The following is a 14,221-nucleotide window of genomic DNA, read 5'->3' as shown; positions in this document are numbered from 1 at the left end:
GTGCTATGAAAGCAAGTTTGACGTCTACGCGCTTGTTCATAGCACGCGCCCTGGGCTGAAATAGACTTGGACCAGCTTGTAATCGGCGAAGAATAGCGAGATATCCAGCGTCGAGAACAAGTAGCGTCGAATGGTTTCAATATCCATCTGGTTGCCAGCCGCTGACTGCTTGACGAGCAGTGCGACGCGCTCGAACGTATCGCGGGCACTGTTGGCGTGCGTGGTCGTGACAGATCCAGGGTGGCCGGTGTTGAGCGCGTTCAGGTAGTCCCACGCTTCGGGGCCGCGCAGCTCGGACAGGAAGATCCGATCGGGCGAGCTCCGCATGGCGGCCTCGATGCACTCCGTAGCCGTCATCCGGCCCGCGCCTTTGCCGTAGATCATGTGCACGCGGTTGGGATGGTTAGGCAGGAAGAGTTCGTGCACGTCTTCGATGGTCAGGAGACGTTCGAGGGACGGCACGCTGTCGATTAGGCTGCGCGCGAATGTCGTCTTTCCTGAGCCCGTCTTGCCCGCGACAATGATGTTGCGGCATTGAAGGACGGCCCGGCGAAGAAACTGCAGCATGTCACCTGCCTTCTTGAGCTCGAGCAGTTCCTTGTCGTAGTCGGTCAGGCTTTGGACGTTCTCCACGGGCCCGCTCACATCAACCCAGTTGGCAAATGCGCCTTCGGTGGCCAGCTCGTCCAAGGTCTTCACGACACTGCTGTGCTTGCGAATATTGATCGAGAGCGCGCCTTCGATCACCGCAGGCGGCTGGGCGACTTGAGCGCGCTCACCATCCGGCAGCAACAGCGACATGATCGGCGTGAAGTTGACGTTGTTGTAGCTGGCCATGGCGTTCACCAGCGCTTCCAGAAAGCTGAGCGTCAGTTTCGGATCGTGGCGTTCGTGCCAGCGCCCGTGGGATCGCGTGAAGATCACCCCAGGCCGGGTGATCGCGATTTCGCGGACGGCATCATCGGCCAGGTAGCCGGAGATGGGCCGCATCATCTGGCGCAAAGAGGTGTCGCGTCCGCCCGAGTCGATGGGCGAGGCGCTCGAGGAATCTTTCATAGAATGCCTGTTGAATGGGGCCAGGCCCGCCAATGCTTGCACGGACGGGCCTGCCATTAAGCTGAGTGGGTGGCGCCGGCCAGCAGGGCTGCAGTCGCCGGTGCTGCTATCGACGTCACTAGCGCGCGACGGACCGGAGCGTGTATACCGAACTGAAATCCAGATCGCGAGCGACATAGATTCCCAGCCGGCCGCCCTGGTTGCGGTACAGCGTCGGCGGGATGTTGATGGTGTTGTCCAGCACCGTGGTCACCGCGTTGGTAGCCGCATCGCCCGTGGTGTTGAACTGCACCTGGCCGTTGTCACTGCTGCCACGCGAGGTGGCCCACGTGCCCAAATCGCTGATCAGGCTGACCATGATTGCCCCGCCGAATCGCTCAGCGAAGTGCGTGTCAATGAAGCCGTCAAGACCTGCTTCGCCCAGCGGGCCGGTACCCGGCGAGTCCAGGTGAATGACCACGCCCTTGGGGGTCTCCAGTCGGGACCATACGACGCCAACGCGGGGCTGGCCTTGTGCCAAGACGCCCTGCTGGTAGCCGATGAATCGCGTGCCCTTGTCGATCAGCACCACGCGGCCGCTGGTGGAGCGGATATCGTGCGGCGCGTAGCAAGCGAGCATCCCGGCTTGCGCAGTGACGAGCTTGGTTTCCTGGATGCAATCGATCATTGAGCCCTGGGTGATCAGCATGTCCCGGTTGCCAACCAAGCCAGCGCGCGACGCTGAGAGTTTCATGGGCGTGAGCTTGCCGGCCATCGGCCCGCTATCCGCTTCGCGAGGCGCAGGTTGGGGCGATCCTTGCCGGTCGGCTGACTTGCTGCCGTCTTCCTTGGATCCTCTCAGGCCGCTCGTCAGGCGCCGCTGCATGACTGGATCGACCACTACCGCATCGGCCAAGTTGGACAAGGCACCCTTCTGTTCCGTTGGGGGGGCCGCTCCGGGCACGGTCGGCGCCGCAAGTGATGGCTCCGGCGGGGCCGGTGGCGGAGGTGGCGGATCTGGCCGGAGCTTCAGACCAGGAAGCACATTCTCGATCTTCTCTTGCATCGCGGGCGCAGCTTCTTGGGCGGCGGGCGTATTGATTGCTCGCCAACCCACCGTGCCGATTACCATGAACGCCATGAGGATCAGGAGCCACATAAAGGTTTTCGCGCCCTGTTGCATGGGCTTGGCAGTGCCCGACAGGTCCGGACGGCCGCGGCCTTGAATCTCCGCCTGGTGCTCCTCGATTTCGGACACGGCGTCAATGGTTTGACCGGGTTTTTTTCGCCTTTTGAAGAACTTCATGGCGCAGTTTCCTCACGAATGACACGCTGAACTTGTGGCGAGACGGTGCCAGTGGCCAAGCTGCGTGCAACGGGCGGGCCGTCGTTGTGAACGGCCAAGACCTGGTTGCCCACGCGTAAGTGCCATCGCTTGGCGACCCGATGGAGCACCACGGTCTGCTCGTCCTCCATATGACGGTTGACGATCACTTCTTGTCCGTCGGCGTCCACGAAATAGATCGCAGGCAGATCCTGGCCAGGCGCAAAACGAAGCCAAGTCTGCGCACCGTCATCCCACGCGGCCGTCGGCGCCAGGCTTGTGTCGCCGCTCATCGAGTAGGCCTGCCAGTTGATCGCGACGTCGGCGGTGGCGAGATCGCGTTGCACACGGTCGCGCTCTTCTTGGGCGGCGGACTTTGCCTGCTCCAGTTCGGGATAGCGCAGCACCACACGAAATACGCCGCCGCTCTTGCGGGCCTTCTCATACTTCAGCAGGAACGAGTAGTTCCGTTTGGTGGTGATGTAGAGAAGGTTCGTGTCGGCTTGCTCGACGATGGGCTTGAGCAACAGATGCTTGCCCACCTGCTGGAAGTCGTATGCGGCCGAATCGCCAAAGGCGTGGGTCACATAGTCCTCGTCGTCGTTGAGCTGGATTTGGGTTGCGACGCCAAGGGTGGTGTCGACCTGAATGACGTCGGCGGCGTCATAGTCCGTCCAGCGGATTCGCTGATCCTTGGGCGAAGCTGCAGGTCTGTCAAGCGACCAGGCGGGCGCTGCGGCCGCGCAAAGCGCGACCGACAGCACCGCCACGGCCAAGGGCCTGAAGCGGATGTTCATCGGGCGTGTCCCATCTCGAGGTTGCTTTCACGTTGGCGCGACTGCTGGTGCGAATGTTGATGGTCCATTCCCATCTCCGCCTGCTTGTCGTGGTCTGCGTCGCGCACCAGGCCAACGCCGCCCACCGCCTTGAAGGGGTAGCTGATGGCAAGCGCATCTTCGTTGCCGGTCATCTCGAAGGATCGATTCAACGTGTTGCGAGCGTGAACGATGAGGTCGCCGGTTTCGTTGTCACGCTGGATCAGGCAGTTGGGTGTGGTTCCGACGATCGGACCCTTGTACTCGCGCCCGTCTTCGGGCTGGCGGATCTGCCGGTCTTGCTCGCCGTACAACTCCACCGGCCGGCGCGCTTCGCGGATCCGCTCCTCGAAGTGCTTGCCGATGCGGTCGGCGGCCATTACAGCCGTGGGCAAACGCAGGTTCGCATCCTTGTGGAGATGGTCCTTGCAAAGGCGTGCGGCGCCGTAAAGGTCGTTCTTGGCGTACCGCTCGATGTCGCGCAGCAGCGCGGTGCGTTGCGCATTGTCCATGCGGCCCACTTCTTCGAGGCGGCGGGCGAGTTCGTTGATTTGTGCTTTTTGCATGACGATTACCTCAGCGTTTCGACGGCGGTCGAGTAGGAAATGACTTGGAAGCCCAGCGGGTTGTCACGAATCACGCTTTCTGACATCGGCGCGTTGATGAACCTGTAGGCGATGGTGGCAATGAACTGCTCCGTGTTGGGCGAGCGCTGGGGCCCCATTTCGCTTCGCGTGAACCGGACGGTGGCGGTCTGGTTCGGGCCGGGCGTGATGGACCGGACACTGATGACCAGGCGGGTGTGCTCGCCGTACTTCTTGTCCAGCGCTTCACGGCCAGTTCTTGGGTCGTCTTCAAACTTGGCGTGGTACTGCTGTTGCACGTCCGGCGAACTGAACAGCCCGCATCGGTCGTACATGTTTTGAAGGGTGCGCCAGTCGTAGCCTTCGCAGGACAGGACGTACTGCGTGACGAAGTAGCGCGCGAGTCGAGGGCCATAGTCCTCCTGAGCGTCTCCGAGCTGGGACACGTTCTCCACCTCGCCGGTCGCGTCATTGACGCGCACGACGTACGGAGGCTGAGGGGTGAAGCTCATCATGAGTGCGGTCAGTGCGCCGACCGCCAGGAACGCCAGCACAAATGCGGCTGTCGTCACGCGCCATGCTTTCGATCGGGATGACAGGATTTCCGTCAGTAGGTCCCTGTCGAGGGTCCGGTTTCGGTCCAGTTCTTGCTGAAGCGAAAGCTTCGGGTCTTCAAAGGACATGTTGATCCTCCGATTGCCGGCCGAGGTGATGGGGCCGCACGTTTCGTACGGGCGCAAAAGGGCGAGCCGCGGCGAGCGCGGCCAGAATGGCATGCTTCATCGATTCTCCGAAGAGATAGGGGGATTTAGATCTGAGGGGCTGGCTACTGCGCAGCGCAATGAGAAAGGCACAGCGATTGCTGTGCCTTTTACAGGGTCCGGTCGCTGTCGCGTCCTGACCGGCCTACTAAAGATGCTTTGGGAAGTTTTAACGCTCTTGGCGCGCGTCCCGAGTCATAGCCTCGGTCATCTTCATGCCCTGCTGGTAGTCATGCTCCCGGCGCCAATCCCAATTACTCTTTGAGCGGGGCGTTGACATTCCAATCAGGAACAATTGAGACGGCCACTTGAAGCAGAGATACCACAAGGGACGGAGAACCCAAGTCCAAGTCGCCTTGGCAAGGCTCATCCATTGGAAAGCTGATATCGGCTGATCGGGCGCAACACCGGGCGGCACCGATAGCGGCACATCCGTGCCCATCAAGGGGTTCTGAGAAAGTGCCTTTCCCAGCGGCTTTAAAGGATCCATCTATATCCTCGAATTTTTATGCTTGTCAGGGAGGGCCGCGATTGAAACTTAATATTAGCCAATCTTCCCAATGAATGGAACTGCAATTCCGCCGCCGGCGCCGCTGCCAGTTATTTTGGTAGCCACTACTGAGACCTGTTCTAGCATGAACTTGGAGCACATCATGAAGAACACGATAGCCGTGAGCATGGAAAATATATTGATCTGGTCCGCTTTCGATAGATCGATCAAGCCTTGCTGGAGTTGTCCGAACATCCCCATGATGAACATGAAAACCACCATAAAAAGGCCTGCGTAAATAGCGTAGTAGAGGGCCTGGCCGAGCCAGCTGTGGAAGAACTGCTTGGTCGGTTCGAACAGTAGTGCGAGTATGCAAAACGGCCCCATGACTACAACTAAGCCCATCCCAACCTTTACGGTGATTAACACCAGCATCCCAATCGCGCTCATGACCGCTGAGATGATGGTGATGATGACCGAGACAACCACAAAGACAAAGGCCTGAGCGATTTTCTTGATACCGCCCGGCGCGCGCTCTTGCAGTCGCGTGCCTATCTCCGCGCCATTATTCGCCGCGTCATCCATCATTTCAGAAGGGGTCTTGACGGTGCCGGTAAATAGCTTAGCCACGGAAGTAGGCAGATCCAGCATGACACCGACAATCTCCTTTTGATATAGCCCCCCGGTGCCGGCGATGGACACGATGATCACTATGTTGAAGACCCGCCGACACGCATGAAGGACGGGAGTTTGGATCGCCCCGGAGCAGATGAGCCAACCGTACCAGACAAGCGCAACAGACAGGCCAACCGACACGAATGGCAATAGCTTGAGGGTGACCGAAGCGACCATTGGCGTGATGACTTTGGTTAGCATCGTGGTCACCGACTGGTCGATCCAGTTCGCGATTCCACCGAGACTGACCAGGCTAACCCCGGTGGTGGCCATTATCTCGCTCCCGGAAGCGGCGCGCGTATTGCGCTGAGGCTGAAAGAGCTGTCGGCGAGCTTTTGGGCTTGCTGCTCCATCAGGGCTTGCTCGGCCTCGATCTGGCGCGTCAGTGTGTCTGCCCGCGTTTGATCGGCTTGGATGTTGGCCTGCTCGACCAGCAGGCGGGCCTGCAGATCGGCGATCGCCTTCGGATCCTGGCTCTGATTGATCTTGGCCTGCAGCTGGTCCACCTGCTTGACGCGGGCCGTCATCGCCTTTTGCGTCTGCTCCATCATCGCCTGGCTGCGAACCGCGAGTCTTTCGGCCCGGGCGTCCAGATTCTTCTTGTCCTGTTCGTAGTTGCCGGTCAACCGTTCTTCGCGCTCGATGCGCTCCACCACGTCCGAGATTCCGCTTGGTCCGCCGTTTGAGGCACGAAGGATTTCGCGTGCGTCCGCCGGCAGCGCGTCACGAATCGCCGGGTTGTTCAGGATGTCGCCGAGGTTCCGAGTCCCAGTGAGGGCTTCAAGCTGGCGCTTCTGGCTTTCAAGCTGGTCCTTGAGGACAGCAATCTGCTCAGCATACTTTGCCAGCGTCTCGACATGCTTGACTGCCCGGTCGGCGATGCTGGCACCATCCACGACCGGGATGCCGCTCGCGTGCACGGGCGCCAAGGAGTTTGAGAGAAGTACAGCAGCCAGCGCTACGGTGAAGCTTGCGCGCCAGCCGTGGGTCGAGCGGCGTTTTAGGTTGTGCTTCTGGAACATTTTCATCTCCTTGTCGCCTCTTGGGCGAGCTTGAGGTAGTGGGGTAGCCAGAGGGCAGGATCGTCGCCAAGCTTGGCAACTGCAGCCTCAGCGATTTCGGCCAGATCTTCAGACCCGGAGAAGACCAGCAAGGCTTCTGGGCAAGATGAAAGGTCGAGCTCTGCGGTGACTGCTGATTCGTTTTGCTTGACAACGAACTGCCGGCTGAATGGCGGCAGATCCTTGACCATCTTGAAGACGGCCGGAGACAACTTGAATCCCTCGATATACTCCTCGGCGGTCGCCTTGGGGTTCTCGAGAAAGATTGCGGTGGCGGACTGCTGGATAAGCGAACGGCCCACAGGGTTCTCCAGAATCGCCGCTGGCTCCTGTGTTGCGAAAGTGAGAACGCCGTTCTTCTTACGCACCGTGCGACTAGCGTCCTGCATCGAAGCCTGGAAGTACGGTACTTTTAGCGGGTGCTGGACCTCGTCAAAGAAGAGGGCGATCCGCCGACCGTCCATCATCTGGTCTGTGCGGTAGAGCAAGTATGTGATTGCCGCATCCCGGATTGGCCCTTCATCTAAATACTCCGTCAAATCGAAGCCAAAGAGGTTATTGGCGGCTAGGTCCAGCTCGTCTTTGGGGTTGTCGAACAGCCAGCCGTATTCGCCTCCCGCGCACCAGCGTTTGAGGCGCTCTTTCAGACTCAGTTGACCTTCCGGTGATGGCGCAGCAGGGAGAAAATTGATCAAGTTGGACAAGCACCGATCCTCCAGGTCGATGTGCTCCACAAGCTGGTTGACCGCCATGGCGATCTGCTTCTGTTCGGATGCAGTGGGGGCTTCCTCCCCGTTAGCCCCCAGCAGCTTGGTCATGGTGGCCATGAACGCGACGTTCGAAGCGGTGACCGGCAGCTGCAGGTAGTTCCAGCCGGTGTTAACGCCCAGTCGCAGCGGAAAGTACTTACCGCCCATCGCCATGACGGTCACCTGCATGCCCCGATCCTTGTCGAAGACGATGCCCGTGTAGTTGAACTTGCGAGCCTGCGTGATCAGATGTCCCAACAGGACCGTCTTGCCGGCGCCAGACTGCCCGATGATGGACGTGTTCCCGAGGCGGCGCTTGCCGGTTTCGTCGACGTCCTCGAGCGAAGCATGAAAGTTCAAGTAGTAAGGCGTGCCCCCCGTTGTCTTGAGCATCGTGACCGCCGGCCCCCAAGGGTTGCCCGCGGGCTTGCCGAAGAGGTAGTTGTGCATCGATGAGAAGCTCAGGAAGTTCAGCGAGGTAATCGGAGCGGGGCGAGGGCGCCACTTCCAGTTGCCCGGAAGTTGGGCGGCCCACGCAGCCAAGGATGAGCGATCACATAGTCGGCCGATGATCTCTTCGTCGGCCAGCGCGCCACTGATGCTCGCGGCCGCCCGAAGAGCCCGCTCGCTGTCTTCGCCGAAGACCTGGATGGTGGCGTGGTGGTCGCCCATGACGAAGCGGCCTGCGGCCAGCTCATCGCGCGCCTTGTGCAGGTCCGCGATCTGTGACGACGAGTAGTCGCCCGAGTCTTCCAGCCACTTGATCTGGCGTGACAGCGCTTTGAGCCCATCGGGCTTGGACATCGCTCCAAAGGACTGCGACAGCACGAACTCGTGCGGCTGGTTGAGCAGGCAGTTCAGGTGGCCCGCTTTGGTGGTGTTGGAGTATTCACGTAGTTCCAGCATCACATAGCGCCGTGTCCAGTCGGGCCCGCGCATTTCGCCCAGCTCACCGTGTGTGGAGAAGAACTGCCGGCTGGTCGGCAGGTAGTTGTAGAGGCGGGCATTGACCAGCGGCACGGGCTGCATCTTGCCGTTGAGCAAAAAGCCAAGGAATTCGGCGGGCTCCGAGAACCGCGACTTTCGACGTGTTGCCTCCTCCCCGCCCGTGTCGTGCGGAGATTCTCGCTCCACGATGGATAGCAGTTCGGGCGAATAGCGCTTGAGCGATCCACCGAGCTTGCGGTTGACGTCATCTAGCTGCTCGATAGCCTGGTTCTGCCACGCGAGCGCTGAGCGCGCCGTGCGTTTTTCGAATTTTGACAGAATGCGCAGGGCTGGATCGATCTGGGCCCGCATGATCACGGTCAGGTACATTTCGTTGATCATCGGCGGCTTGCCTGCGAAGACCTTGCGGTACGCGGCGTCGTGATCGCGAGAGAACTGATCCGGATACTCGCTTTCGGGGTACTCGGACACCCGGCGCCGGACCAGGTGCGACCATATCCCGAATCCGGTTGGGAACCCCCGAAACACGTTGTTCAGTTCCTCGACCCAGCGGCAGTGTTCTTCATCGCTGTAGCCTTGGAACGTGCGTCCATCGATACGCCACACCGAGAGGTATTCCCAGTCGCGGGTTGCAATGATGGTCGGGGTGACGTGATGGGAGTAGGGGACAAATGTGCCGACTGGCGGTTCATACGCCGGCAGCGTCGCGATGGATTGTTGTGTCATCGATCGTGAACTCCAAGCCATCGGGCCCAGGGGCGCCGCCGGCTGTAGGGTGTTGGCGTGAGGGAGATCGCGCCCCAGAAGCGCTTGTTCTTCGCCAGAAACTTAGTTTTGACCCAAAGCTCCCAGATCCAGAAGGCGCGATCATCATTGCGGCTCAGAATCGCCATCACCGGGTAAAGGACGGGAAATAGCAGCCAGCCCCACAGCGTGAATGAAGCGGCGGTGACGGTCAGGAAGACCAGTCCAGCAAATGCCCGTGTGGGCACTCCCCCGGGGACGGTGGCGACGCGGGTGGCACCCTTGAAAAGTGGGAAGCGGTTGGGCGGCACTTCTGACCCCACCGCGACTGGGGCGGCTGCAGCTGGGGCTTTGGCCTTTTGCTTGGGCGAGGTAGCCATCAACCGAAGGCCAGCTTGATGATGCCGCCAGCGATGGCACCGGCAAAGACGATACCCACTGCCCACTGGTAGGCGGTTTCCTTGCGGATCACGTCGAACGAATAGAGGATGCCGATAATGCCGGCGGAGACAAGGCCAATGACAGGGATGATGAGCCAAAGCCAGTCTTTGATCTTCTGCACGGCGGTGGTGGCCTTCTCGAACTGTGCCATCGCCAGTTCCGGTTGCAGCAGGAGGAGCACTGCCAGGGTTGCGTATGCCAGGGCGGCAAGCGTGCGGTGGCTCTTGGGCTGCGAGCGGACGGGGAGGGCGTTGGATGCTGCGGTCATTTGAGACTCCAAGGGGTGACGCCACCTGGCGATGAGCGAGGCGGCATTCGTTGAGGTAGAAAAAACGGAGGAGCCGGTGTTTAGCGGCTAAACATCGGCCAGGGGTAGACGACTATTGCGCCGTGAGGCGCGAGGCCGGCGTCGGGACGGGCCTGCCGAATACGGCATCTGTGCGTGGTTCGAATGCGTCTTTGCGGGGTGCTGCGAAAGCGTCGTTGCGAGGCTTCTGAAAGGCATCCGGCTTGGACGGCTTTCGAGGCGGCGCGCTGCTGGTCTTGGGATCGGGATTGGCGGACGCGCCTCCCTCTTTCACGATGGCGGGGACCGCCAGACCTGCGCCGGCGATGACCTTGCCGACATAGCCATTCCTGAAGCCGGAGGTTAGGTTGCCCGTGTTGTAGCAGCTGAATGCCGCATATAGCGCGTTCTGCCCCGCTCCGTGCAGCTTCGCCGCTCTCTTGTAGCAGTCGACCAGCACCCGCTGCGCGGAGGCCAGGTTGACGCACGGATCAAAAATCGACTCGGGCGTCACGCCAAGCCACTTCCAGTTGCGCACGTTGATCTGGCCGTAGCCGACGTCGAAGTCGACGCCCTGCGCGATGAGATCACGCACCGCCTGGACTGCCTCCTCTTTGGACTTAGGGCGGATGCTGCGATGCGGCTTGGCGTTGACGCCGATGGCCAGGGGATTAAAGCCCGACTCATGCCGAACCACCGCGCTCAGCGTACTGATATGCACGTCAGGCGCGCACTGCCGGGCGAGCGTGGGAAAGTCCATTGTCTAGTTCCCCCCGCTTCCTGAGCCGTTGAGCCACTCTTCATGTTTCTTGCGGTCGGCGAGCTCCTTCTCGTATTTGGCGAGTTCCCGGTCATAGTCCTTCGCCTCGACCCAATAGCCCCGCTCTTCCGGCGTGCCCACGTACCGGGGCAGGTCGTCGTCGAAGGCGGTGTATTCGTGCGAGCTATACGCGTTGCAATAGCCGGGGCGCTTGTTGCTGATAATGGGATACCCGTCGTCGGTGGACCCCTGCCACCTGCCGAGACCGGCATTCAAGGAGACTGCATCGCAGCGCCCCGCGCCCTGCGATATCGCGCGCACCAGGTCGCTCATTTCCTTTGAGTCTCCGGAGGCGGGGCAAAGCGATAGGAAGTCATGCCGGGCACTGAGGGTGTCCGACAGCTTCTTCTTGTTTATCCCGAAGTAGCGGGACAGGGAGGGTGAACACTCGCTGGGGCGTGAGCCACTGGAAAGACACAAGATCGCTTCGCAGGCCAGGCGGGTATCGCCCGTCAGAACATCCGCCGCGAAGGCGGTACCCACGCCAGTCGAGTACGACACTGCAAAAACAAGGAGCGCCATCAGGCGCCGCAGGATGTGCATGTTGATTTCCTCCGATCAATGGCAGATGTCGTAGCTGCCGACATCGATGACGGTGTTCTTTTGGCGCGTCTCCGTGGTGACGGTGCATCCGTTGACGGAAGTGATGTTGACCACGCGCGTGGCGCCAACGCAGTAATCGAGGTCGCCTCCGGTGCTGCTATCGCAACTGCCGTACAGTTCCGCCGTGAGATTGCCGTTGGAAAGCTGACAGTGGCCGAACGAGCCACTCTCCCCGCGCCTGGTCACTGACTCCCCTGGGGCCATCAGGAGGCCGAACCAGATGGGAGAGTTCGAATTCCCGCTGCCCGCCGTGGTGCCAGAGGCGTAGGTGCAATTCAACGTGGCTGAGGGTCGATGAATGGTGACGCCGAAGCGTGTTCCGTAATAGACCATCATGCCTTTTGCCAGATTCGGTGGAAGGGTGGAAGTGTTGTTCGTTTCCCCCGATTCCGCGCCGTTCGCGGCGGCGATCAATGTGTCCACGACACCCGACAAGCGAGATGCCGTGCACGAGTCCTGCCACGGCCCCCAAGGCTCATACGCGACGTCGTATGCGTTGGCCTGCAGGATGTATGCGGTCCGGTAACGGGTGCGATTCCCGGTGAAGCCGGCCGGGCACGCGGCCGATTCGGGTTGGGATTCAGCCCGTCGGCAGCCGCCGTAGGTGGTGTGCCAGGCATAGCCGGCCACGCATCCGCCCGGGGGCAGCGGTGCACCCTGGGTGACCAGAATGTTCATGTGAGTCAGATCCGTCTTGAGCTGCACGTCGGCCTGTTTGCCCGGCGGATCTGCAGCGGCTGCGGCGTGGCTTGAGACCAGGAGCGCGGCCAGTGCGAGCGCGCGCCTGCCCCAGCACTTGAGTGTGTGGAAATTCATGCTTGCCTCAAAGGTGATGAGTGCGTCCAGGTCGGACGCACAAAGCGAGCGGACTGCTCAGTTCTTGCAGCCCTGGATGACGGCGGCGCGAGCGTTAGCGCCGGCCGGCGAAATGACAACCCGGTCGCCAGCGATGGCCAGCGTCTGGCCGACCCGCACGTAGCTGGAGCCAGAGTTTTGGAAGCTTCCTGCGAAGGTCCCGTTCACAGCAACCGCGCCGGCGGCGTTGACTGAGCCGGACCCTTGGATGGAACCACCCACCGAGCCGCCAACGTTGACGTCGCTCCCCGTGACGGTGACGTCCAGGGACTGGATCGACGCATAGCGCCATGGCGTCTGACCTGCTGGGCAGGAAAGGGCAGGTATTGCCGCATCGCTGGGCAGGTTGCTGTACACGCCTGTGATCACGTGACCGAAGGGCGTGAACCACACCCCACCCGTGCAAACCGCGAGCATCTTGTTGGCAGTCGATGCGTAGAGGCCCTCCACAGTGCACGCCGCGCCTTGGGCGACCGACGTGTTGAGCAGCAAGCCTTTGTTGCTCTGGATCGTCTCTCCCACGGTCAGCGTGTTGTGCAGCGTGACGGGCCGGGTTTCTCCATGTCGCACGAACTGGCCGAAGGGTGTGGCGTCCAGGCTTGCAGCGATGACGGCATGCCCTGGCTGCGCCCCGAAATCAAACCAGGCACGCGGAATGTCCATCAGCGGACCTCGGACACTATTCGACCCGCGGGCGTCGTGGCCACCGTATCCTTCGGCGGCGAGAATGACCTTGCTCAGGAGGGTTTGGTCAAAATCGCCGCGGCTGCCCGCAGGCGGCGTGCATTCGGCGCCTTGCCGCAGGCTGCGCGCCGTGCTGATGGGATGGCAAGCATAGACAAAGGCGCTTGTACGGCAATCAGCGCCTGGGCATGCGCCCTGTCGGACCAGAATGAACCGCGCTACGTCTCCCAAGCTCGGGTATCTCGGGATGGTCGCCGGCAGGAGCCCTAGCGCCGTGAGGTCGGACAGCCCGCCCCGCGCCACTTGTGCGCCTCCCACGCTGGCCCAGGCTAGAGCTGGAGGCGTGGGATACGAACCAGCGGGCAAATCGGTGAGGTCTTCGCCGCGCAGCCAAGCCTCATGCTTTAACTGTAGATCGACCACCGCGCCCCGGATTTGCATCAGGTAACGGCCGGTCGCTTCAGCGGCGCCCTCGTCTGCCTTGCGTCTGACTTCCTTCGCCGCGAATACAGCCAGCAACATGACGAGTAGTAGGGCGACAGTGACCTCGACGAGCGTGAAGCCTGCCTGGGTGGGCGCGCGCGCCCGCGTCCTGCAGGACAGCGGTGATTGAATTAATTGCATTGGATCGCCTCGTTTGAGAGCCCGTGCGGGCGTGCTGGTGGCACGCCCCTCACGCGGTCCCAGAGAATCAGCGTGTGGCGAAGACGAAGGTGTTGTTGTCGCCATTGACGCAGAGGTTTTGGGCGGTGACGGCGTTGAACGTCCCAGACTCACTGTTGGCACCCAAGGTTTTCGCGACTGTGCCGTTTACGCTGATCATCTCGGAAATGCCGTTCATGGTGGAGGCGAGAACGGGGCAGGCGCGATGGTTGACGTTCGTCAGCGTTAGGGAGAATGCGCTTCCGGCCGCGCCGCCACCCAGCGCGGCCGGCGCGATAGTGATCGTTCCGTTTGAGCCCACGCCTGTACCGCCGAGGCGGTGTGCAACCGTGTTCCCGGTCACCTTGAAAACCGTGGAGTCCCGCAGCGACGGCGCCAAGTTCTGCGCGTTGTCGATCGCCGAGTAAGGCGTGGCCGAGTCGCCTTCGCTCATGATCCGGGCCGTGGACATGAACCGCTGCAACTCGCCGGCGGCTGCAGGCACGCGGCCTTGGATGAAGAATCCTTTCACAGAGGGAAAGCCGACGATGGCGAGGATGATGACGATGGCGATGACCGCGCCTACTTCGACCAGCGTCCAACCGCCCTGACGGCGCAGGTCTGCAGATTTGGCGCGTTGGATGGCGCGCTCGGTCGCGATGTTGTGCTTTTGCATCTGAATTCCGTTTGTTCGAATAAGTTTT

Annotated in this window: 15 protein-coding genes; all 15 read right to left on the bottom strand. The window is 61.2% G+C overall.

Features of this window, described 5'->3' with window-relative positions; translation table 11 throughout:
* Window positions 1-36: 36 nt before the first annotated feature.
* Entirely contained in the window at window positions 37-1,056 is a 1,020-nt protein-coding gene (virB11, locus tag ACZ5YA_RS13640) for a P-type DNA transfer ATPase VirB11 (protein WP_152385224.1), read from the bottom strand.
* Window positions 1,057-1,174: 118 nt separating this feature from the next.
* Window positions 1,175-2,341: a type IV secretion system protein VirB10 gene (gene virB10, locus ACZ5YA_RS13635; RefSeq protein WP_152385223.1), complete on the bottom strand. Its 1,167-nt coding sequence runs from the start codon at window positions 2,339-2,341 to the stop codon at window positions 1,175-1,177.
* Entirely contained in the window at window positions 2,338-3,156 is an 819-nt protein-coding gene (locus ACZ5YA_RS13630; protein ID WP_152385222.1) for a TrbG/VirB9 family P-type conjugative transfer protein, read from the bottom strand. The genes virB10 and ACZ5YA_RS13630 overlap by 4 nt, the downstream gene beginning before the upstream one ends.
* Entirely contained in the window at window positions 3,153-3,740 is a 588-nt protein-coding gene (locus ACZ5YA_RS13625) for a hypothetical protein (protein WP_152385221.1), read from the bottom strand. The genes ACZ5YA_RS13630 and ACZ5YA_RS13625 overlap by 4 nt, the downstream gene beginning before the upstream one ends.
* 5 nt (window positions 3,741-3,745) lie before the next feature.
* Window positions 3,746-4,441 carry a VirB8 family type IV secretion system protein gene (locus ACZ5YA_RS13620; protein ID WP_152385220.1) on the bottom strand — a complete coding sequence of 232 codons (696 nt, stop codon included), beginning with the start codon at window positions 4,439-4,441 and terminating at the stop codon, window positions 3,746-3,748.
* Window positions 4,442-5,063: 622 nt separating this feature from the next.
* Window positions 5,064-5,957, bottom strand: coding sequence for a TrbL/VirB6 family protein (locus ACZ5YA_RS13615; protein ID WP_152385219.1), 894 nt, complete (start codon window positions 5,955-5,957; stop codon window positions 5,064-5,066).
* A complete protein-coding gene (gene virB5, locus ACZ5YA_RS13610) occupies window positions 5,957-6,706 on the bottom strand; it encodes a P-type DNA transfer protein VirB5 (RefSeq protein WP_180098136.1) in 750 nt (249 codons plus the stop codon). Before virB5 ends, ACZ5YA_RS13615 begins: the two co-directional genes overlap by 1 nt.
* A 2-nt stretch (window positions 6,707-6,708) precedes the next feature.
* Entirely contained in the window at window positions 6,709-9,168 is a 2,460-nt protein-coding gene (locus ACZ5YA_RS13605; protein WP_152385217.1) for a VirB4 family type IV secretion/conjugal transfer ATPase, read from the bottom strand.
* Complete coding sequence (locus ACZ5YA_RS13600; RefSeq protein WP_152385216.1) at window positions 9,165-9,566, bottom strand: VirB3 family type IV secretion system protein; 402 nt, start codon at window positions 9,564-9,566, stop codon at window positions 9,165-9,167. Before ACZ5YA_RS13600 ends, ACZ5YA_RS13605 begins: the two co-directional genes overlap by 4 nt.
* Window positions 9,566-9,895, bottom strand: coding sequence for a TrbC/VirB2 family protein (locus tag ACZ5YA_RS13595; protein WP_152385215.1), 330 nt, complete (start codon window positions 9,893-9,895; stop codon window positions 9,566-9,568). The genes ACZ5YA_RS13600 and ACZ5YA_RS13595 overlap by 1 nt, the downstream gene beginning before the upstream one ends.
* 112 nt (window positions 9,896-10,007) lie before the next feature.
* A complete protein-coding gene (locus tag ACZ5YA_RS13590; protein ID WP_152385214.1) occupies window positions 10,008-10,673 on the bottom strand; it encodes a lytic transglycosylase domain-containing protein in 666 nt (221 codons plus the stop codon).
* 3 nt (window positions 10,674-10,676) lie between these two features.
* Window positions 10,677-11,276: a TrbM/KikA/MpfK family conjugal transfer protein gene (locus ACZ5YA_RS13585; protein ID WP_227741279.1), complete on the bottom strand. Its 600-nt coding sequence runs from the start codon at window positions 11,274-11,276 to the stop codon at window positions 10,677-10,679.
* Window positions 11,277-11,291: 15 nt separating this feature from the next.
* Window positions 11,292-12,152: a hypothetical protein gene (locus tag ACZ5YA_RS13580; protein ID WP_152385213.1), complete on the bottom strand. Its 861-nt coding sequence runs from the start codon at window positions 12,150-12,152 to the stop codon at window positions 11,292-11,294.
* Window positions 12,153-12,209: 57 nt separating this feature from the next.
* On the bottom strand, window positions 12,210-13,499 hold the full coding sequence (locus ACZ5YA_RS13575) for a prepilin-type N-terminal cleavage/methylation domain-containing protein (protein WP_180098137.1): 1,290 nt from the start codon (window positions 13,497-13,499) through the stop codon (window positions 12,210-12,212).
* A gap of 67 nt (window positions 13,500-13,566) precedes the next feature.
* On the bottom strand, window positions 13,567-14,193 hold the full coding sequence (locus ACZ5YA_RS13570; protein WP_152385211.1) for a type 4 pilus major pilin: 627 nt from the start codon (window positions 14,191-14,193) through the stop codon (window positions 13,567-13,569).
* Window positions 14,194-14,221: the final 28 nt, after the last annotated feature.

Source organism: Achromobacter sp. JCM 18799, assembly GCF_055395645.1.
The sequence above is the reverse complement of the archived record's forward strand: the minus strand, read 5'-3'. Positions and strand labels throughout refer to the sequence as shown.

Coding starts and splice junctions, on each gene's coding strand:
- ACZ5YA_RS13575 (WP_180098137.1), bottom strand. CDS start 13,499: ATGCAATTAATTCAATCACCGCTGTCCTGCAGGACGCGGGCGCGCGCG.
- ACZ5YA_RS13615 (WP_152385219.1), bottom strand. CDS start 5,957: ATGGCCACCACCGGGGTTAGCCTGGTCAGTCTCGGTGGAATCGCGAAC.
- ACZ5YA_RS13580 (WP_152385213.1), bottom strand. CDS start 12,152: ATGAATTTCCACACACTCAAGTGCTGGGGCAGGCGCGCGCTCGCACTG.
- ACZ5YA_RS13600 (WP_152385216.1), bottom strand. CDS start 9,566: ATGGCTACCTCGCCCAAGCAAAAGGCCAAAGCCCCAGCTGCAGCCGCC.
- ACZ5YA_RS13570 (WP_152385211.1), bottom strand. CDS start 14,193: ATGCAAAAGCACAACATCGCGACCGAGCGCGCCATCCAACGCGCCAAA.
- ACZ5YA_RS13605 (WP_152385217.1), bottom strand. CDS start 9,168: ATGACACAACAATCCATCGCGACGCTGCCGGCGTATGAACCGCCAGTC.
- virB11 (WP_152385224.1), bottom strand. CDS start 1,056: ATGAAAGATTCCTCGAGCGCCTCGCCCATCGACTCGGGCGGACGCGAC.
- ACZ5YA_RS13620 (WP_152385220.1), bottom strand. CDS start 4,441: ATGTCCTTTGAAGACCCGAAGCTTTCGCTTCAGCAAGAACTGGACCGA.
- virB10 (WP_152385223.1), bottom strand. CDS start 2,341: ATGAAGTTCTTCAAAAGGCGAAAAAAACCCGGTCAAACCATTGACGCC.
- ACZ5YA_RS13590 (WP_152385214.1), bottom strand. CDS start 10,673: ATGGACTTTCCCACGCTCGCCCGGCAGTGCGCGCCTGACGTGCATATC.
- ACZ5YA_RS13585 (WP_227741279.1), bottom strand. CDS start 11,276: ATGCACATCCTGCGGCGCCTGATGGCGCTCCTTGTTTTTGCAGTGTCG.
- ACZ5YA_RS13630 (WP_152385222.1), bottom strand. CDS start 3,156: ATGAACATCCGCTTCAGGCCCTTGGCCGTGGCGGTGCTGTCGGTCGCG.
- ACZ5YA_RS13595 (WP_152385215.1), bottom strand. CDS start 9,895: ATGACCGCAGCATCCAACGCCCTCCCCGTCCGCTCGCAGCCCAAGAGC.
- virB5 (WP_180098136.1), bottom strand. CDS start 6,706: ATGTTCCAGAAGCACAACCTAAAACGCCGCTCGACCCACGGCTGGCGC.
- ACZ5YA_RS13625 (WP_152385221.1), bottom strand. CDS start 3,740: ATGCAAAAAGCACAAATCAACGAACTCGCCCGCCGCCTCGAAGAAGTG.